This is a genomic window from Amycolatopsis sp., assembly GCF_025464955.1.
Taxonomy (GTDB): Bacteria; Actinomycetota; Actinomycetes; order Mycobacteriales; family Pseudonocardiaceae; genus Amycolatopsis.
The window spans coordinates 1-18,677 of the sequence record NZ_JAODNM010000109.1; the positions used below are offsets into that span (position 1 = coordinate 1).

15 protein-coding genes are annotated in these 18,677 nt (G+C 66.5%); 5 read left to right on the forward strand and 10 right to left on the reverse strand.

Going from position 1 to position 18,677, the window contains the following annotated elements; genetic code table 11:
- The first annotated feature begins 231 nt into the window (after positions 1-231).
- On the forward strand, positions 232-1,470 hold the full coding sequence (locus tag JWQ81_RS25810; protein WP_297545512.1) for an IS4 family transposase: 1,239 nt from the start codon (positions 232-234) through the stop codon (positions 1,468-1,470).
- Between the two features lie 129 nt (positions 1,471-1,599).
- Here JWQ81_RS25810 and JWQ81_RS25815 read toward each other — a convergent pair whose 3' ends face one another.
- The 4 genes from JWQ81_RS25815 to JWQ81_RS25830 form a co-directional block, all read right to left on the reverse strand.
- On the reverse strand, positions 1,600-2,883 hold the full coding sequence (locus JWQ81_RS25815) for an HNH endonuclease signature motif containing protein (protein ID WP_297545403.1): 1,284 nt from the start codon (positions 2,881-2,883) through the stop codon (positions 1,600-1,602).
- A gap of 429 nt (positions 2,884-3,312) precedes the next feature.
- Positions 3,313-4,137 (reverse strand): alpha/beta fold hydrolase, encoded by an 825-nt coding sequence (locus JWQ81_RS25820; protein ID WP_297545405.1) that lies wholly within the window; start codon positions 4,135-4,137, stop codon positions 3,313-3,315.
- Entirely contained in the window at positions 4,134-5,438 is a 1,305-nt protein-coding gene (locus JWQ81_RS25825; RefSeq protein WP_297545406.1) for an aminotransferase class I/II-fold pyridoxal phosphate-dependent enzyme, read from the reverse strand. The genes JWQ81_RS25820 and JWQ81_RS25825 overlap by 4 nt, the downstream gene beginning before the upstream one ends.
- Positions 5,435-6,439: a 2-oxoglutarate and iron-dependent oxygenase domain-containing protein gene (locus tag JWQ81_RS25830; RefSeq protein WP_297545407.1), complete on the reverse strand. Its 1,005-nt coding sequence runs from the start codon at positions 6,437-6,439 to the stop codon at positions 5,435-5,437. Before JWQ81_RS25830 ends, JWQ81_RS25825 begins: the two co-directional genes overlap by 4 nt.
- A gap of 69 nt (positions 6,440-6,508) precedes the next feature.
- Here JWQ81_RS25830 and JWQ81_RS25835 point away from each other — a divergent pair, with 69 nt between their 5' ends.
- On the forward strand, positions 6,509-7,651 hold the full coding sequence (locus JWQ81_RS25835) for a CapA family protein (protein WP_297545408.1): 1,143 nt from the start codon (positions 6,509-6,511) through the stop codon (positions 7,649-7,651).
- A 21-nt stretch (positions 7,652-7,672) separates the two neighbouring features.
- On the opposite strand, the gene JWQ81_RS25840 is transcribed toward JWQ81_RS25835, so the two are convergent.
- Genes JWQ81_RS25840 through JWQ81_RS25850 form a run of 3 tightly spaced genes read right to left on the reverse strand, consistent with a single transcriptional unit; the run spans position 7,673 to position 11,541 of the window.
- A complete protein-coding gene (locus JWQ81_RS25840) occupies positions 7,673-8,719 on the reverse strand; it encodes a family 2 encapsulin nanocompartment cargo protein polyprenyl transferase (RefSeq protein ID WP_297545409.1) in 1,047 nt (348 codons plus the stop codon).
- 13 nt (positions 8,720-8,732) lie between these two features.
- Positions 8,733-10,127, reverse strand: a complete 1,395-nt coding sequence (locus tag JWQ81_RS25845; RefSeq protein ID WP_297545410.1) for a family 2B encapsulin nanocompartment shell protein — start codon at positions 10,125-10,127, stop codon at positions 8,733-8,735.
- A gap of 1 nt (position 10,128) precedes the next feature.
- Entirely contained in the window at positions 10,129-11,541 is a 1,413-nt protein-coding gene (locus JWQ81_RS25850) for a family 2B encapsulin nanocompartment shell protein (RefSeq protein WP_297545513.1), read from the reverse strand.
- A gap of 588 nt (positions 11,542-12,129) precedes the next feature.
- Between JWQ81_RS25850 and JWQ81_RS25855 the strand changes: the two genes are divergently transcribed.
- Positions 12,130-12,891, forward strand: a complete 762-nt coding sequence (locus JWQ81_RS25855; protein ID WP_297545411.1) for a DUF4239 domain-containing protein — start codon at positions 12,130-12,132, stop codon at positions 12,889-12,891.
- Between the two features lie 2 nt (positions 12,892-12,893).
- Positions 12,894-14,156 (forward strand): hypothetical protein, encoded by a 1,263-nt coding sequence (locus tag JWQ81_RS25860; RefSeq protein WP_297545412.1) that lies wholly within the window; start codon positions 12,894-12,896, stop codon positions 14,154-14,156.
- Between the two features lie 599 nt (positions 14,157-14,755).
- On the opposite strand, the gene JWQ81_RS25865 is transcribed toward JWQ81_RS25860, so the two are convergent.
- Complete coding sequence (locus JWQ81_RS25865) at positions 14,756-15,403, reverse strand: DsbA family oxidoreductase (RefSeq protein WP_297545413.1); 648 nt, start codon at positions 15,401-15,403, stop codon at positions 14,756-14,758.
- A 155-nt stretch (positions 15,404-15,558) separates the two neighbouring features.
- Here JWQ81_RS25865 and JWQ81_RS25870 point away from each other — a divergent pair, with 155 nt between their 5' ends.
- Positions 15,559-17,154: an esterase-like activity of phytase family protein gene (locus JWQ81_RS25870; protein ID WP_297545414.1), complete on the forward strand. Its 1,596-nt coding sequence runs from the start codon at positions 15,559-15,561 to the stop codon at positions 17,152-17,154.
- A gap of 73 nt (positions 17,155-17,227) precedes the next feature.
- On the opposite strand, the gene JWQ81_RS25875 is transcribed toward JWQ81_RS25870, so the two are convergent.
- Entirely contained in the window at positions 17,228-18,241 is a 1,014-nt protein-coding gene (locus tag JWQ81_RS25875; protein ID WP_297545416.1) for an autoinducer 2 ABC transporter substrate-binding protein, read from the reverse strand.
- A gap of 145 nt (positions 18,242-18,386) precedes the next feature.
- Complete coding sequence (locus tag JWQ81_RS25880) at positions 18,387-18,668, reverse strand: metal-sensitive transcriptional regulator (protein ID WP_297545417.1); 282 nt, start codon at positions 18,666-18,668, stop codon at positions 18,387-18,389.
- Positions 18,669-18,677: the final 9 nt, after the last annotated feature.

An 18,677-nucleotide genomic window follows, 5' to 3' on the forward strand; every position in this document is an offset into this window, starting at 1 on the left:
GGGGAATGCAGTCAGGGCTCGTCAGTGTCGCGGCCGGGTGATCCGGTCGCGGCACTCACGAGCCCTGGAGTGGGTCGGTATTCTGTTACAGGTGAACGGTGTTGCGCCTGGGTCTTCGAAGCGGATCAAGATCAATGCCGCTAACTTAAGAAATTAGATAACAATTCTTCACGCAAGAAGTGTGTCGATTTGACATTCGTGCCATTTGCCACATCGCATACGATGCTTTAAATTGAGACGGTGAGAGAAGCAAGCAGGAGTCATGAACGCCGTTTCGCGGATGGTGTGTCCATTGGTGTCCTGACTCGAATCTTCCATAGAGACTTGGTCGACGAGGTTCTCGCTGACACGGATCGCGTAGAGCGACGCTCGCGGTTACTGCCGGCTCGAGTGGTCGTTTACTACGTGCTGGCGTTGTGCCTGTTCTGCGAAGACGCCTACGAAGAAGTGATGCGAAAACTGGTCAACGGCCTGCGATTTCTCGGGACCTGGACCGACGACTGGCACGTGCCGACGACCAGCGCGATATCGCAAGCTCGCCAGCGGCTTGGCGAGGCACCGCTGCGAGAACTCTTCGACAGGGTTGCTCGGCCGCTGGCTGTTCCGGGGACGCCGGGAGCGTGGTTTCATGGTCTGAGGGTTATGGCAGTCGACGGAGTAATCCTCGACACCCCGGACACCCCTGGAAACCTTGAGGCGTTCACCAAAAAATCTCATGGTAGCGGCGAAAGCCCGTTCCCTCAGGTGCGGGTTGTAGGCCTGGGAGAATGTGGAACCCATGCGATTGTCGCGGCAGAAATCGACTCCTGGAAAGTCTACGAACGCGAGATGCTCGGACGCCTGCTGCCTGCTTTCGAACCCGGCACAATCGTGTTGGCCGACCGTGGCTTCTTCGGGTACGACCTCTGGTCGGCTGCACGCGACACCGGTGCTGATCTGCTCTGGCGCCTGTCTGCCACGGTCGATGTGCCAGTGTTGGAGTCCTTGTCGGACGGCTCCTACAGGTCAGAATTGGTACCCAAGAACATGAAAGCAGATTTCAAACGCGGCAAACGGCGTAGTATACCGACTGAGGTTAGGATTCCCATCCGCGTTGTGGAGTACACGATCACGAACCGTGGCGATGAGGCGGAGACCGTCCGGTTGATCACAACCCTGATGGATCACGAACTTGCCCCGGCTATCGAGTTGGCCGCCTTATATCGAGAACGATGGGAATTCGAGCTTACGCTCGACGAGATCGAAACCCATCAAATGGCGCAGTCCAGAGTTCTCCGCTCCAAATCTCCCGAGCTTGTCCGCCAGGAGATATGGGCACTCCTACTCACTCACTACGCCGTCCGATCTTTCATGCGAGACGCCGCAGACGATGGTGACGACCCGCTTGACGTCGACCGGCTGTCGTTCACCCGCAGCCTTCACGTCATCCGCCGTCAGGTCACTGGCCAGGCGGGTTTTCCCCCCTCGTAGACTTCAGCAAGCAATCCACGAAACCTTGACTGAGATCCGGGAACGTCGCCTCCCGCTGCGTCGAAAACGAACCTACCCTCGAGTTATCAAGCGCTGCCGCTCCGGTGAAAAGGTAATCAAAAGAAGCTTTCACGCGCAACGTCGATACCACGACGAGCCAGCAATACGCATCTTCGTGCGGCCCGCTAAGTAAGCGGCATTGGGATCGAGATAAGCGGGCGGGATGAAGTCCGGTCTCCCGTCACCACCCATGCGTACTTCCCAACCACCACAATGCACCAACCTATGGTGCCGTTCACACAGGAGGGTCAAGTTGTTCAGGTCGGTTGGCCCACCGAGGATCCAAAAAATAATGTGGTGACCCTCGGTGTGTTTGGCGTGTTTGTTGCAACCGGGAAAGGCGCATCCGCGGTCTCTCATGACGAGTCGTCGCCGTTGTCCGGTGGTGATGATTCGCTTGGACCGCCCCAGATCCATCTGCTCGCTCTCGGTGCCGAGAACAGCGGGGATCACCTTGCAGTCACAGGCGAGCATCCGTGCTTCGGCGGCGGTGATGACGCCGCCGTAGTCGAGCATCGCGGTCCCGATCCCGGACTTCAGTGTCTCGTAGTCCACGGTGATCGCCACATGGACACGGTCACCGCCGTGGGTCGGGATCTCGTCGACGGTCATGGCGAGGCGGACGAGGTCGACGAGGGCGTCGGCGTGGCGTTCCCATTGACTGCGGGTGTCGCGGCCTTCCTCTTTCGTCGAGTGCGGCTTCGCCAACGGATCGAGGGCTGCGCGGAGTTGAGCGTAGGACAGGTTGTCCAGCTTGCCTTTCAGTGTGGCGGAGCCGTCGCGGTGTTCCTGGAACGACAGCTCCCGCTCCGGTCGCTCCGGCGGGTCCTTCGGCTCCGGCCCATCCGGGTCGAGGGTGTCGAGGATCCGGTCGCCGGCTTTCTTCACCTCAACCGGGGACGCGGCACGGGCCACACCGATGAGGATTTTCTCCGCCGCCACCCGATCCTCCTCCGACACCGTCGCGGGCATGGCCGTCATCGCTTTTACGATCACGTCGACGTGGGCGGGGGTGAGGGCACCGGCCAGTGCGGCGAGACCGGTCAGGGGTGCGACGGCGGGGACCTCTGTCCCGTCGATGGTGTAGGCGGAGTTGGTGCCGCGGGCGCGGACGACGATCTGGCGTGCGGCGGGCTCGGTCATCCCCGTCGTATGCATCAGCCAGTGCACCGCGGAGGTGTACTGGTGGGTGGTCTTGATGCCGTCGGTCTCGGTTTTGGTGACCACGAGCCCCAGCAGTGCGGTGTAACGGTTCATTTCCCGGGTGATCGCCCGGGCGTAGTCGACCAGCGTCGCCGGATCGGCACGGCGGATATCGGCGGGATCGGGGAGGGTGGTCGTTACGCTGGGCACTCCTTTATTCTACTACGGATCGAACGTTTATTCGGAACACGTTCAGGTGATAGGAGTTACTGCGGAACGTGATCATCGATAGATCGCGAAATCCACTTTCACGGCGAATTACGTTACGAGAAGCGGATTTCGCGACAACTGCTCGCAAAGCGTGTCACTCACTCATGCATCAGCCTTGCGAGGTCGTTGCTTAACGTGAGTGGCGAAGCGCGAACGGCGTTATCCGTGCGTTCACCGCAAGGAAAATCCCTTTCGGCCACTCGCGAAACGCAATCACCAAGGCAACAGAACAGGCCTTCGGGATCCGGGCCTCGCCTACCTTCGCCCCAGTCTTTGCTGCAGTAGGCCGACACGACCCACCGCAACTCGACGGCGACTTGCGGTCTCTTGGAAACTAAGAGACCGCACAAAAGCGCAAAAGTGCGACGCCTACGGGACTTCCGCCGTAGCCGAGCGGACGAAGTCCACGAGGACGGTGTAGACCGCGTCCCGGTCGATTTCGTTCAGGATGTTGTGCCGGTCCAGGGGGAAGATCACCGCCCGCGCGTTCGGCAGTAGGTTCGCCGCTTGTCGCGCGTCTTCGGCCGGCGCCAGGTCGTCTTCTTCCCCGTGCAGGAGAAGTACCGGCAGGGTAAGGGCGCCCGATTCGACGACGGCTTCCAATCGTGCGCGCCCTTCGGTCAGTGCGGTGATTGTCTCGAGGCGGATGCCGCCGTCCCAGGTCAGCGGGTCTTCGCGGATCTGCCGGGCGTAGGCCTCGTCGCGGGTCAGCTCGATCGGATCCTTGCGCAACTCCATCAGGTCGATGCCGCTGGCGATCACCTTGGCCAGTCCGCCTGCCGCGTCGACCGGCATCAGCGACGAGCCCGCGAGCACCAGGCCGGCCGGGGTGAAACCGTTGGGCAGCAGGCGTTCGGCGGTCAGCATGGTCACCACGGCGGAGCCGAGTGAATGGCCGGCGAGGATCACCGGCAGGTCCGGATGTGCCGCTCGCGCGAGACGCAGCAGGTGTTCGGCGTCGTCGACGAGGTCGTCGACCCGGTTGATCAGGACGCGGACCCCTTCACTGAGTCCGTGTCCTAAGTGGTCGGACGCCCACAACGCGAAACCGGCCGCGTTCAGGGTTTCGGCGAGCGGCCGGTAGGAGCCGATGTGCTCACCGAGGCCGTGGAAGAAGACGACAAGCGCCAGTGGTTCCTCGGGCTCCCAATGGTCGTAGTGGATCTTGCCTGTCGCGCCGTCGAACTCGCTCATCCGCTGCTTCCGTTCGCCAGGCCGAGTGAGAGATCGGCTATCAAGTCCCCGACGCCTTCCAGTCCAACGGAAAGCCGGATCAGGCCGGGGGTCACACCGCTCGCGCGCTGCTGTTCGGAGTCGAGTTGGGCGTGGGTGGTGGACGCCGGGTGGATCACCAAGCTGCGGACGTCCCCGATGTTCGCGAGGTGGCTGAACAGGCGCACACCGTCGACGAACCGCCGCCCCGCGTCGAGACCGCCCTTGATCTCGAACGCCAGCACAGCGCCGACGCCGTTCGGCAGGTACTGCTTCGCCGCCGCGTGCCACGGGCTCGCGGGCAGCCCGGCGTAGTGCACGTGCTCGACCTGCGGTTGCGCGTCGAGCCACTCTGCAACGGCCTGCGCGTTGGACACGTGCCGTTCCATCCGCAATGACAGCGTCTCGATCCCTTGTAGCAGAAGGAAGCTGTTGAACGGCGACACCGCGGGACCCAGATCCCGCACCAGTTTCGTCCGCAGCCGCAGCGCGTAGCCGAGCGCGCCGAACTCCTCACCGAACACCAGACCGTGGTAGCTCGGGTCCGGTTTGGTCAGTTGCGGCCAGCGGTCCGGTTCGGCCTGGAAGTCGAACTTCCCGCCGTCGACGACCATTCCGCCGATCGCTGTCCCATGCCCGGCCAGGAACTTCGTCGTCGAGTGCACGACGATGTCGGCGCCGTGGTCGAGCGGACGCAGCAGGTACGGCGTCGGCACGGTGTTGTCGACGACCAGCGGGACACCGGCGTCGTGCGCGATCCCCGCGACCATGGCGAGGTCGAGGACCGAGCCGCCGGGATTTCCCACGGACTCGGCGTAGAGCGCTTTCGTGCCAGGACGCAACGCCGCCCGCCAGGCGTCCGGGTTGTCGGTGTCCGTGACGAAGTCGACGGTGATCCCGAAGTCCGCGAACGTGTACGCGAACAGGTTGTATGTTCCGCCGTACAGCGTCGCGGCCGAGACGATGTGGTCGCCCGCCCGCGCGATGTTCAGCAACGCCAGCGCGGACGCCGCTTGTCCACTTGCGACAGCGACGGCGGCCAACCCGTTTTCGAGGTCCGCCAGCCGTTCCTCGACGACCGATGTGGTCGGATTGGACAGCCGCGTGTAAGCATGGCTTTCCAGGTCGCGTAGGGCGAAGGCGTCTGCCGCGTGGTCGGCGTCACGGAACGTGTACGAGCTGCTCTGGTAGATCGGCGTCGCGCGCGCCCCGGTGGCCGGATCCGGGCTCGCGCCCGCATGGATCTGCCGGGTTTCGAACGACCTGCGTGGGGGTTCGGTCACTCCGCCACGTCCGACCACCAGCGCGCGGCGACCCGCGGATGCGAGCGCAGCCACCCGACGAGCGCGTTCTCGCCGAACGCGGCGAGCAGCGGGTTGCCTTTCTCCTGACTGACCCCGCGTGACGCCGCCGCGAGCTCCGGCGGCAGTTGGAGCGGTTCGACGACGGCGTCGAGCCGCGGCCCGAGGAAGAACGGCACCGACAGCCGCTTGACGCCGACCGGCGGGCTGACCACCCGGTGCCGGGTCGCGGTGAGGTAGCCCTGCGTGGCGATCTCCAGCATCTCGCCGATGTTGAACACGAACGCCCCCGGCACCGGTTTCGCGTCGATCCAGCTGCCGTCGGACGCTTGGACCTGCAGCCCGCCGACGTCGTCCTGCTGCAGCAGCGCGAGGTACCCGTAGTCCTTGTGGACGCCGACGCCCTGATCCGAGTTTTCGTCCGGTCGGCCCGGGTACTGGACGATCTTCACGTGCGTGGACGCCTCGGCGTCGAACCACGTGTCGAAGTAGTCCTCGCCCTGGCCCAGCGCCGCGGCGAGCGCGCGCAGGACCTCGCGGCTGACCCGCAGCGCCTCGGCCTGCCAGGCCAACGTCGTTTCCCGCAGCTCAGGCAGCGCCGCGGGCCACTGGTTCGGCCCGATGAGCCCGGTCCAGGCGGGATCGCCGGGCTCGAGCCGTCGCGCGGCGCGTTCCGGTCCGATGTCGATCTGCTCGCGCCAGTCCGGCGAGCCGCCGGTGTGCTCGGTGCCGACCCGGGTGTACCCCCGGAACTGCGGCGAGCTCACGTTCTCGATGGCGAGCCGCTGACCGAGCGGCAGCGCGAAGAAGTCGCGGGCGACGTCGAACATCGACGTCATCAGGTTTTTGGGCACCCCGTGCCCCACGACGTAGAAGAACCCCACGTCATGGGCCGCGTGGCGGAGTTCGGCGAGGAACTCGGCCCGGGCACCGGAAACTCGGAAGCGCGAGATGTCGATCAGGGGAAGCGTCGTCTCACTCACCCTCTCGAGCATAGGACGTCCTGGTGGGTTCATCCCATCCTGCGGACGTCATGAGGCAGGATGGCCCGGGTGGCCGGAACCAAGAAACTGTGGACTGGGGTTCTACTCGCGACTGTGCTGCTCGCCGGGGCCTGCACCAGCACCCCGTCACCGGCTCCACCTGCTTCCGCGCCCGCTCCGGCGAGTTCTTCCACGAAGGCCCCGGACAACGGGTTCACCGTGGTCGCCGCGGGGGACATCCTGATCCACCCGGCGCTGACCGACCAGGCCACCGCAGACGCCCAGGCGGGCGGGGGCGGCGCGCTCGACTACCGCCCGATCCTGGCCGGGTTGAAACCGATCATTTCCCAGGCTGACCTGGCGATCTGTCATCTCGAGACGCCGCTAGCGCCGGAGGGCGGGCCGTACAGCGGGTACCCGTCGTTCAGCGCGCCGCCCGAGATCGCCGACGCGCTCAAGGACACCGGGTACGACACCTGCTCGACGGCGTCGAACCACACACTGGACCAGGGCGCCGCCGGAATCACGAGGACGCTCGACAAGCTCGACGCGGTCGGCATCAAGCACACCGGGTCCGCGCGGTCGGCGCCGGAGGCCGCCACCCCGAACATCCTCGACGTACACGGGGTCAAGGTCGCGCAGCTGTCCTACGCGTTCGGGTTCAACGGCATCAAGGTGCCCAGTGGCAAGCCGTGGCTGGCGAACCTGATCGACGGCAACAAGATCATCGCCGCGGCCAAGGCGGCCCGCGCTGCCGGCGCCGAAGTGGTCATCGTCAGCCTGCACTGGGGCATCGAATACCAGCACGACGTGACGCCGGACCAGAGCGCGCTGGCGAAGAAACTGCTGGCGGACCCGTCGATCGACCTCATCGTCGGCCACCACGCGCACGTCGTGCAGCCGATCGAGAAGATCGGCGACAAGTGGGTCGCCTACGGCATGGGCAACCAGATCGCCCGCCACGATGAGCCCAAGGGTGACACCGAAGAGGGCATCATCACGCGCTTCCACTTCGCCAAGACGGCCGGCGGGTGGAAGGTCGACAAGGCCGAGTACCTGCCGACCCTGATCCAGCTCGGGCCGCCCATCCGGCTGATCGACCTGACCTACGGCACCCCTGGCGCGCGCGGTCAGGAGGCGTTGACCGCGACCGACAAGATCGTCCTCAGCCGGGGCGCCGCAGCCGACGGGCTGACTCGGCCCGGCAGCTGACGGCTCGGCTCGCACCCACCCTCAGCGGTCCCGGTGGGTGGCGAGTTCGGCGAGTGCCCGCAGTTCGGCGGTGACCTGCGGGCCCGAGTTCGCCGCAGCCAGGTGGGCGAGCGCGGCGGCCAGCAGGCTGTCGCCCTGCGCCTGGCTCCACGTCCGCCCGCCCGCCAGGTCGATCAGCTCGGCGGCACGGACCAGTTGGACGTCGGACAGCGACTGTTCCTGCTGGTAGAGCTTGCCCAGCTCGTTGCCGGCAGCGGTCCCCGAGGTGAGCGCGGCGACCACCGGGAGCGACTTCTTGCGGTTCTGGAGGTCCGAGTAGATCGGCTTGCCCGTCACCGCGGAGTCGCCCCAGATACCGAGCAGGTCGTCGACGTGCTGGAAGGCGAGCCCGAAGTTCTCGCCGAACGCCGTGAACCGCTCGACCTGTTCGGCGCTTCCACCGCCGAACAGCGCCCCGAGCCCGCACGCGGCACCCAGGAGCGCCCCGGTCTTGCCCCGGGCCATCTCGACGCACTCGGCCAGGGCGACCTCATCCCGGTCCTCGAACGCCACGTCCGCGCTCTGGCCTTCCAGCAGACGCAGCACCGCCATGCTGAGTGCCTGCATGGCCCGCTGCGCGTTCGGGTGCCCGCTGGCGGCGAGCACGTCGTACGCGAGGGTCAGCAGCGCGTCCCCGGCGAGGATCGCAGGCCCGGTGCCGAACACCGACCACGCCGTCCGGCGGTGACGCCGGGTCAGGTCACCGTCCATGACGTCGTCGTGCAGCAACGAGAAGTCGTGGACGAGTTCCACCGCCGCGGCCGCGGGGACGGCCAGCGCCGGGTCGGCGCCGCACGCCTTCGCGGCGAGCAGCACCAACGCCGGCCGGATCGCCTTGCCACCATCGCTGTCGATGCGGGCGCCGTGCTCGTCCCACCAGCCGTAGTGGTAACCGGTGATATGCCGCATCGAACCGGGCAGCCGGTCGGCCGCCTCCCGCAGCGCCGGGTCGATGGCCGCCCGGCTCCAGCTCAGCACCTCGCGCGCGGGCCGCGCGCCGGCAGTCGCCGGCAGGTCGATGGTGGTCATTCTCGGGCCTCCTTTATCGGCCGATTTCGACGTTCTCGAGCACACCGAGCGCGTCCGGGACGAGCACGGCGGCCGAGTAGTACGTGCTGACCAGGTACGAGATGACGGCACGGTTGTTGACGCCCATGAACCGGACGTTCAGCCCCGGCCGGTACTCGTCGGGCAGCCCCGTCTGGTGCAGCCCGATCACCCCGTGATCTTCCTCGCCGGTACGCATCGCCAATATCGAGCTCATCCCGGTCTCGCTGATCCGGATCTTGTCGCACGGCAGCAGCGGTACCCCGCGCCACGACGTGGCCCGCTTGCCGTTGACCTGCGTTTCCCCCGGGTAGAGGCCCCGGTTGGTGCACTCCCGGCCGAACGCCGCGATCGTTTTGGGGTGGGCCAGGAAGAACCTGGTCTTGCGGCGACGGCAGAGCAGTTCGTCGAGGTCGTCGGGGGTCGGCGGACCGGTGCGGGTCGAGATGCGCTGCTGGAGGTCGGCGTTGTGCAGCAGGCCGAACTCGCGGTTGTTGACGAGGTCGTCCTCCTGGCGTTCCCGCAGGGCTTCGATGGTCAACCGCAACTGCTGGTCGAGCTGGCTCATCGGCTGGTTGTACAGATCGACGACCCGGCTGTGGACGCGCAACATCGTCTGCGCGACGTTGAGTTCGTACTCACGCGGGGCAAGTTCGTAGTCGACGAAGGTGCCCGGCAGCGACGGCTCTCCGTCGTGGCCGGAAGCGAGGTCGATGGTCGCCTCGCCGCTCTTGTTCCGCGGTTTGTCCGGGGAGGCCAGGAGGTCCCGGATATGCGCCCGCACCGGGTCGGACTGGCCGTTCATCTCCTGGAAAGCCTGCCACCGCAAGGAAAGCACGGTGACCGGCGTGACGGCCTTGACGGTGAACTCCCAGTTCGAGCTCGACCCGGCGAGTACCTGGTCGCCGAAGTAGTCCCCGTCGGAGAGCACCCCGAGTTCGATCTGCGTGCCGTACTCGCCTGTGCCGAGCTTGGCGACTTTCCCGTGCGCGATCAGGAACACCTGATCCGCGCCCGCGCCGGACTCGACGATCACGTCGCCGGCGGCGAACTCCTGCTGGACGAACCGATCGGCCAGCGCACCCAGCGCGGCTTCGTCGTCGAACCCGCGCAGCAGTGGCAGTTCACCGAGCTCGGCCGGGACGACCTTGACCGCCGCACCGATGTTGGTGAACGTCACGCGGCCGTCGCCGACGGTGTAGCTGAGCCGGCGGTTGACGCGGTACGCACCGCCGCTCGCTTCGACCCACGGCAGCATCTGCAGCAGCCAGCGCGGGGTGATTCCCTGCATCTGCGGGACGGATTTGGTCGTCGTGGACAGGTTGCGCGCCGCCGCGGTGCTGAGACTCAGCCGCGCATCGGCTTCCATCCCGGAATCGGTGACGGTCATGTCAGCCCTCCCGGCCGATCTCGGCGTTCTCGAGGATCGCCAGCGCGTCGGGCACGAGGACGGCTGCCGAGTAGTAGGTGCTCACGAGGTAGGAAATGACCGCCTTCTCGTTGAGACCCATGAACCGCACGTTGAGGCCGGGTTCGTACTCGTCGGGCAGGGCGGTCTGGCGCAGGCCGATGACGCCCTGGTTCTCCTCGCCGGTCCGCATCAGCAGTATTGAGCTGGTGCGGGTGCTGGTGACCGGGATCTTGTTGCAGGGGAAGATCGGCACGCTGCGCCAGGCCGGGATGAGGTGCCCGTTCACGTCGATGCTGTTCGGGTAGATCCCGCGGCGGCTGCACTCGCGGCCGAACGCGGCGATCGTCTTGGGGTGCGCCAGAAAGAACCCGGCGTCCTTCCACACCAGCGAAAGCAGGTCGTCGAGGTCGTCGGGGGTGGGCGGGCCGGTGCGGGTGTGGACGCGCTGGGAGAAGTCCGCGTTGGTGAGCAGGCCGAAGTCGGAGTTGTTGATCAGCTCGTGTTCCTGGCGTTCGCGCAGGGCTTCGATGGTCAGCCGCAACTGCTGCTCGATCTGGTCCATCGGCTGGTTGTAGAGATCGGCGACGCGGCTGTGCACCTGGAGCACGGTCTGGGCGACGCTCAGCTCGTACTCGCGCGGTTTGGCTTCGTAGTCGACGAACGTGCCTGGCAGCCGGGGTTCTCCGTCGTGCCCGGAGGCGACGTCGATCGCGGCTTCACCGCTGCTGTTCTGCGACTGGTCGCCGTCGGCCTGCGCGTTCTCGAGGTGGCCGCGCAGTGCGTCGGACTGGCCGAGTACCTCGTCGAAAGCCTGACGCGGCATGGCAAGCACGGTGCACCCGGTGACCGCCTTCGCGGTGAACTCCCAGATCGAGTCGGCGTCGGCGAGCACCTGGTCGCCGAAGTAGTCGCCGTCGGCGAGGACTCCGAGGACGGTCTGGTCGCCGTACTCTCCGGCGCCCACCTTGTTGATCTTCCCGTGCGCGATCAGGAACACCTGGTCGGCCTGGTGGCCGAATTCGACGATGACGTCGCCGGCGGAGAACTCGCGCTGGACGAACCGGCCGGCGAGCGCTTCGAGCGTCAACTCGTCGTCGAAGCCACGTAACAGCGGTAATTCGCCCAATTCCGGCGGGATGACCCGGACCTCGGAACCGGTCGTGGTGAAGGTGATGCGGCCGTCGCCGACGGCGTAGCTCAGCCGGCGGTTGACGCGGTACGCACCGCCGCCCGCTTCGACCCAGGGCAGCAGCTTCAGCAGCCAGCGGGAGGAGATCGCCTGCATCTGCGGGACGGACTTGGTCGTGGTGGCGAGGTTCCGCGCGGCGGCGCGGCTCAGGCTGAGCAGCGGGGATTCTCCCGAAACTTCCGGATCCGGTGAGGCCGACGACAATGGCTCCGTCACAGTCACTGCGAAAACCGCCAATCGCTAGTTCTTGGTGAGCAGATAACTTGATTGCCGCTATCCGGAAAATAAATTTCCCGATCCGCCAATTCGGCCCGCGAAGCCGCGAAAACAAGATAGCAACTGGTCGGGGCCGCACAATCACTCAAAAGTGTTCCGGCTGGCACAATCACCTGAACGCCAGTCGTCGGACGATTGACTCGGTGCCAATAGTTTTGACGGTGAATTCAGGTAACGGAGAATGATCATGACTGTGTCACTTCGAGTTACACCCGTTTGCTCGTTTGGACCAGTCGCTGTACCAAAGGGTTCCTCGCGGTGACGACGAATCCGGTGCTTGCGTGCCTAGACCTGGGGATCTGGTCCGATTTGGCGACCATTCGGGGTCCTGCAAAGCCGCATGGATGAATTGTGCGGCCCGGTCTTGTTGATGTGATCTTCACTGGCTAGCTTGATCGGGGGCTTCGGCGGCGGCCGGATTCCCCCGGGGGTGAATTCCCCACGGGGCCGATTCGCCACTGGCGTGTACTCCGCCGGGCACGAATTTCTCATAGCACAGTATCCGGAGGAAAATGAATGAACATCTACCTGGCCGGAATCCTCTGGGTCGCCGGTGCGGCGGCGACCGGGGCGCTCATCGGGTATCTGGTGAGGCGGTTCGGCTGGGATGAGGGCCGTCGGGACAACAACGACGCGGCGGGCCAGGTCTTCACCATTGTCGGCGGACTGAACGCGGTCCTTGTCGCGTTTGTCCTTATTTCGCTGTTCGACTCGGTCAGTACCGCACGCGACAGTTCGTACACGGAGGCGGACAGCCTGGTCGCGGCATCCTGGGCCGCGGATTCCCTGCCTGCCGCCACCGCCGGCCAGGTCAAGCAGCTGAGCCAGGCATACGCCGCCACGGTCGCCAAGGAGGAATGGCCGCAGATGCAGACCGGGGGAACGATCCCGGACACCGGCTGGACGCAGCTGGACCAGCTGCGCAAGGCTGTCGCCGGGGCAGACACCCAAAGCGACTGGGCGAACGAGCGCAAAACCGAGGCCACGAACCAGCTTTGGCAGGTCTACCAGTCGCGGCAGGCCAGGTTGACTGCCGCGGCCAGCAATGGGGTCGGCGGGGTTGTGTGGTTCGCTCTGATCCTTGGCGGCTTCATCTCGGTGCTGCTGCCGAACCTGTTCGGTGGGACCAGGCTGGGCGCGCACATCATCATTGTGTCCACTTTGGCCGGCACGATGGCACTGCTACTCTTCGCCATCTTCCAGCTACAGGACCCGTTCAGCGGGGGAGCGAAGATCGGGCCGGACGCGTTCACCTCGGTGCTCGCCCGGTTGTCCTGATCGTGAAGCTCGGCGCGCGCAAGGCGCGGTGGTACATTGCCTGCCTGGTCGCGCTTCTGGCCGGGATGACCGTCCTGTTCGGACTGCTCCCGTCGTCGCCTCCGGCGTCGGGGGCGAACGGCGGAGTGTGTCAGGTACTCGAAGTGGCCAATGTCCGTCCTGGCGCGTCGTCGTCGCTGACGCTGCGGGAGCTCCCCGGCACCACGGTCACCCAGCTCGGTAACGTCGGATACTGGCTCAACGCGCTCGGGTACTCCAGTGCGCAACACCTGGGCTACGCCGTCGCCGATGGAAACGCGCAGGGCCGGTTTCATGACGGCGCCCACGCGGTGACCGTCGCGGAGGACGGGACGGTCGCCGATCTCGGGCCGATCCGGCGCCAGGGCGCGAGAAGGGTCCCGTGGAGTCTCGTCACCGGCGCCACTGCCGGCGCGATCTCCGGGAACAGTTGGTACATCAGGAAAGACAGCGATCTGTACACAGTGGACGTCGACCCGGCGAGTCCGGACTACCTCAGTGTCGTCAGCCGGGTCCCGCTGCGGCTCACGTCGCTCGCGGTCGGGGTCGACGACTTCGACTTCGATCCCGCGGACGGGTTGCTGTACGGCGTGTCGACTTCGTGGCGTGGCAACGGATCCGTGGTCACGATCGATCCGACGACCGGCTGGGTGCAGGTCGTGCCCGGGCCGCGGGTGCCACGCGGCGGTGCGGTCGGTTCGGTGACGATCGGCGGCGACGGCGCGCTGTACGTCACCGCGAACGAGGACGGGCACCACAGCGTCAGCTATCGGGTACCGCGGGACGGTTCCGGTCCGGTGACAAAGCTCGGTACAGGCCCGGCGCTGGTTAGCTCCGACTCGGCGGGCTGCTTCTCGCCAGCGCCACCGCCCCCGTCGCCCACTACGTCAACTCCTCCGCCGACGACGTCAAGCAGCCCGACCCCCACGCCGACTCCGACACCCAGGTCGGTCCCGGTCCCGACCCCGACACCCACGCCTACCCCGACGCCTCCGCCGCCTCCGGCGCCGCTGCCGATCGAGTCACCCCCGCCCGCGCCGACGACTCCCGTTGTCACGCCTACGGTCACCCCGTCGCCGACGCCTCCACCACCGGCCCCGACGTCCAAACGGCCTCCGACCCCGCAGTTCGTCGCGGCGGTCAAGAAAGATCAACAGACCGCCGTCAAACGCCGCTGGAGTCTCACCGTGCTCATCCTCGTCCTCGGCAGCGGTGCCGCCATGCACTCCCTCCGCCGCCACCGCTGACCCCGCTGCGCCAGCAACTCGCCGTCGAGTTGTGGTAGTTCGCGTCCGCAACCATCGCAACTCGCCGTCGAGTTGCGATGGCGACCGCTGCCCACCCGACACCCCAAGGGCACTTTTGGACAAGAGTGCTGTGGACTGGCTGCGTTTTACCGCAGCAAGGGCCGGGTCGTGTCCGGTGTATGGCGAATGCCGGTGTCCGGAGCTGGGTGTGGGACTCGCCGGTCTGAGTGTGGGACTCGCCCTCGCTGAGTGTGGGACTCGCAGAGCGCGTCGGCGAGTCCCACACTCCGGCCCGGCGAGTCCCACGTTCACGCCGACGAGTCCCACATTCACCGACAGCCGACCACACCCACTGACCTCAGGAACCTCACCAGCCACACCGACACCACCCAGCCACCCCAACCGGCCTTCAGAATCCCTTCCCCACGCCACCCGCCCCTACCGCGGTAAAACGGAGCCAGCACCCAGCACCCGGCACCCACTGAGGCGTCGCGGACCCACACATACGACACAAGCGCCACAAAAGCAACCTCGTTGCGGACGCCGAATACCCGCGTGTGCAACGACCCCGCAAAAGCGCAAAAGTGGGAGAGTGCGGGCTAGGCGGAGGCGTGGGTGTCGGACCAGGCGCGGTCGAGGGCTTGCGCGAAGAGTTCCGTCGGCTGGGCGCCGGAGACGCCGTAGCGCTCGTCGAGCACGAAGAACGGCACACCATTGGCCCCCAGCGAACGCGCCTGCTGGCCATCGGCTTCCACCGCGGCCGCATACGTGCCCTCGGTGAGGACGCGCCGAGCCTCCTCAGCGTCGAGACCGGCGTCCGCGGCCAGTTCGACGAGCGAGTCGTGGTCGAACAGCGACCGGCCCTCGGTGAAGTGCGCGCGATACAGGCGCTCCATGACAGTGTCGGCGATGCCGTGTTCGGCGCCCAGGTGGACGAGCTGGTGCGCGTCGACGGTGTTGCCCATCCGCAGCCCCGCCATGGTGTACTCGAGACCGTCCGCGGCCGCGCGCTCCTCCATCTCGACGCCCGACTTCTTCGCCTGCTCCGGCGTCATGCCGTACTTCTCGATCAGCACTTCGTTGGTGTCGCGGACTTCGCCGCGAGGGAACGTCGGATCGAGTTGGAACGAGTGATGCACGACCTCGACCTCGTCGGCGTGCTCGAACTCCGCCAGCGCGCGCTCGAACCGCCGCTTGCCGAGATAGCACCAGGGGCACACCAGATCGGCCCAGACATCCACGCGCACGAAATCACTCCTCGCCAAGACGAAACACATCGAGCACCCCTGTCACGAAGGTGCTCATCAGTTAACGGCCTGTCCGCCTGGAAGATTCCGCCTGGCCATCCCGATGGCGGACACTCCGGCGGGCGTGTCAAGCGACCGCCGCACAAGGAGGACGCATGGCTCGCTCGAAGTTCGTACTGCTTGCCGGGATTCTGCTGTTTCCGCTGGTCATGGCCGGAACCGCGGACGCGCACCCCGCGCCGCTCAAGGCCCGTGACGACGATTACCGCATCCCGGCCGGACAGGTACTCAGCGTGACAGGCGACGGTCTGCTGGACAACGACCGGGGCAGACCTACCGCGCTCGTGGCGCACACCGCGCCGTCGCACGGCTCGCTGGACGTCGGCGCGTCCGGTTCGTTCCGCTACACGCCGGCGGCGGGGTTCACAGGCACCGACTCGTTCACCTACACCGTCAGCGACGCCGTCCGCCTCTACTCGACCCACCTCCCACCGCTCGCGACGATCGGCGGGGTACCGGTCACCGCCGCCGCCTACGGATCGAGCCTCGCGCCCGTGCCTGGCTCGCCCGGCGAGTACTACGGGCTGACCGACCGTGGCCCCAACGTCGGCGGGCCGGACGGCGAGAAGGTCGAGCCGCTGCCCGCGTTCGACCCGGCGATCGGAAAATTCCGCCTGTCCGGCCCGAACGCGGTGCTGGAAAAGGTGATCCCGCTGCGCGCGGGCGACGGCACACCGTACTCGGGCCGGGTGACCGTGCAGGCGAACACCGGCGAGAAGATCGTCGACCTCAACGGGAACACCCTCGCCCCTGACGTGAACGGTTACGACTCCGAAGGTCTGGTCGCCCTGCGCGACGGCAGCTTCTGGGTGTCCGACGAATACGGCCCGTACATCACGCACTTCGCCCCGAACGGCCGCGCGATCCAGCGCCTGTCGCCGTTCGACGGCTCGCTGCCCGCCGAACTCGCCAACCGCGTGCCCAACAAGGGGATGGAAGGGCTGACCGTCACCCCGGACGGCCGGACGCTGGTCGGGATGATGCAGTCGGCGCTGCAGCAGCCGGACCTGACCAAGAAGCCGGGCAACGTCACCACGTTGCGGATCGTCACCTACGACCTGCGAACGCACGCCACGCACGAGTACCTGTACCTGCTCGACGACCCGAAGGCGACCAGCACCGCGGTCAGCGAGATCACCGCGCTGTCGGACTCGACCTTCGTCGTCGACGAGCGTGACGGGAAACTGGAACCGGGCGCGAACAAGAAGCTCTACAAGATCGACCTGACCGGCGCGACCGACGTCGGTCCGAAATCGGCGGTGGCGGGCGCGACCTACGACGCCGCCAAAGGCGGGCTGCTCCTCGGCGGCCGTTCGATCGAAGCCACCGTCGGTACCGACGACACCGTGACCTCGATCGCCGACCTTGCCGCGGCCGGCGTCAAGACCGTGTCGAAGAAGCTGGACGTCGACGTCGGCGGCCTCCTGACCAGCCTCGATCCGACCGGCGGGTTCTTCGGTCATGACAAGGTCGAGGGTGTCGCCACCACCGACGGCGGCCGGACGTTGCTGCTCAGCAACGACAGCGACTTCGGCATCGACGGCATCACGAACTCCGCCCCGCCGTTCCAGCTGCACGAAAAGCTGACGCCGTCCGGTAAGCAGGACGACGGCGAGTACCTGGCGATCGACACCACCAAGCTGGCCGACGGCACGAGCACGGCGACCGTCACCATCACCGTCCGCAGCTAGCCCGTTCAGCAACTCGCCGTCGACTTGCGGTAGTTGACGATCGCAACGATCGCAACTCGACGGCGAGTTGCGCTCAGTACTTGAACTGGTCGACGTTGGCGCTGGTGATCTGCAGAGGATCGCCCAGCAGCAACGTTCGCGTGTCCGGGTTGTAGCGCACGGCCGGCAGTTCCCCGCTGACCTTGTTGACCTGTGCGAGGGGCTTGCCGGTCGCGAGCTGGTCGGCGGCCCAGGCGGTGAGGTACCCGAGCGATTCGACGTTCCACAGCACGGACGCCGAGGAGGAGCCGTCGCTGAGGTACGGCTTGATCGCCTGCGGGGTGCCGACGCCGACGGTGTACACCTGCCCGATGTTCTGTGTGTCACGGACGGCTTGGGCGACCCCCGGCGCGGACGTCGTGCACTCGCCGACGAGGCCGGTCAGGTCCGGGTGGGCGGCCATCAGCGACTTGGCCATCTCGGTCGCCTTCGCGGGATCCTCGCCGGCGTAGACGGTGTCGACGAGCTGAGCCTTCGGGTACTTCACCGCGGCATACGCCTTCTGCGCGGTGATCCAGGAGTTGAGGTTCTCCGCGGATTCGCCGCAGGACACGATCGCGTACTTGCCGGCGCCGCCCATCTTGGCCATCAGCGCGTCGGTGAGGGCTACGCCGACGCCTTCCGCGGTCGCCTGGTTCACGAACAGCTCACGCTGTGACGCGGGGGCGTCGGTGTCCGAGGTCATCACGTGGATGCCTTTGCTTCGCGCCTCGGCGAGCACGGGCGCCACCGCGGCGGGGTCGTTGGGCGCGACGACGATGACGTCGACGTGCTGGGCGATGTACCCGCGGATGATGGCGACCTGCGCGCCCGGATCCACCGTCGGCGGGCCCTGGGACATCCAGTCGACGCCGAGTTGCTGGGCGGCTTCCTCGCCGCCGGTGTCCATCGCCTGGAAGTACGGCAGGTCCCGGACCTTCGGCACGAACGCGATCCGGATGGGCGCCGGTGGGCGCGCCGATTCCTTGCCGGCGCAGCTGGCGAGGCCGATGATCGCGAAGAGCACCACCACGATACCCATCACGAGCATCTTCGTCGGCCCTCGCATCCCACCATTCCTTCAGCGCTCGTTTCCGGCGAAGGTAGGGGAAGCTGATCTCCAAGGTCAACGGAACCGGGGAATGGTTGCCGAAGCGATTTCATGCAGGACTGTGCATGCTTCCGGGTCGCCGGCGACTCGGGGTGAAAAATGACTAACTACGGACGAGCCGGGCGATCGCCTCCGAGGCTTCGCGGACCTTGTCCTCGGCCTCCTGGCCGCCCGCGGCGGCCGCGTCCACCACGCAGGTGGACAGGTGCTCGTCGAGCAGTTCGAGGGAGAACGACTGCAGTGCCTTGGTAGCGGCGGACACCTGGGTCAGGATGTCGATGCAGTACTTGTCCTGCTCGACCATCCGCTGCAGGCCGCGGATCTGCCCTTCGATCCGGCGAAGACGCTTGAGGTACGCCTCTTTGTCCCCGCTGTAGCTCGCCATGGCACGTCC

Coding starts and splice junctions, on each gene's coding strand:
- JWQ81_RS25880 (WP_297545417.1), bottom strand. CDS start 18,668: ATGGCGAGCTACAGCGGGGACAAAGAGGCGTACCTCAAGCGTCTTCGC.
- JWQ81_RS25820 (WP_297545405.1), bottom strand. CDS start 4,137: ATGAGCGAGTTCGACGGCGCGACAGGCAAGATCCACTACGACCATTGG.
- JWQ81_RS25870 (WP_297545414.1), top strand. CDS start 15,559: ATGGCTCGCTCGAAGTTCGTACTGCTTGCCGGGATTCTGCTGTTTCCG.
- JWQ81_RS25845 (WP_297545410.1), bottom strand. CDS start 10,127: ATGACCGTCACCGATTCCGGGATGGAAGCCGATGCGCGGCTGAGTCTC.
- JWQ81_RS25855 (WP_297545411.1), top strand. CDS start 12,130: ATGAACATCTACCTGGCCGGAATCCTCTGGGTCGCCGGTGCGGCGGCG.
- JWQ81_RS25875 (WP_297545416.1), bottom strand. CDS start 18,241: ATGCGAGGGCCGACGAAGATGCTCGTGATGGGTATCGTGGTGGTGCTC.
- JWQ81_RS25840 (WP_297545409.1), bottom strand. CDS start 8,719: ATGACCACCATCGACCTGCCGGCGACTGCCGGCGCGCGGCCCGCGCGC.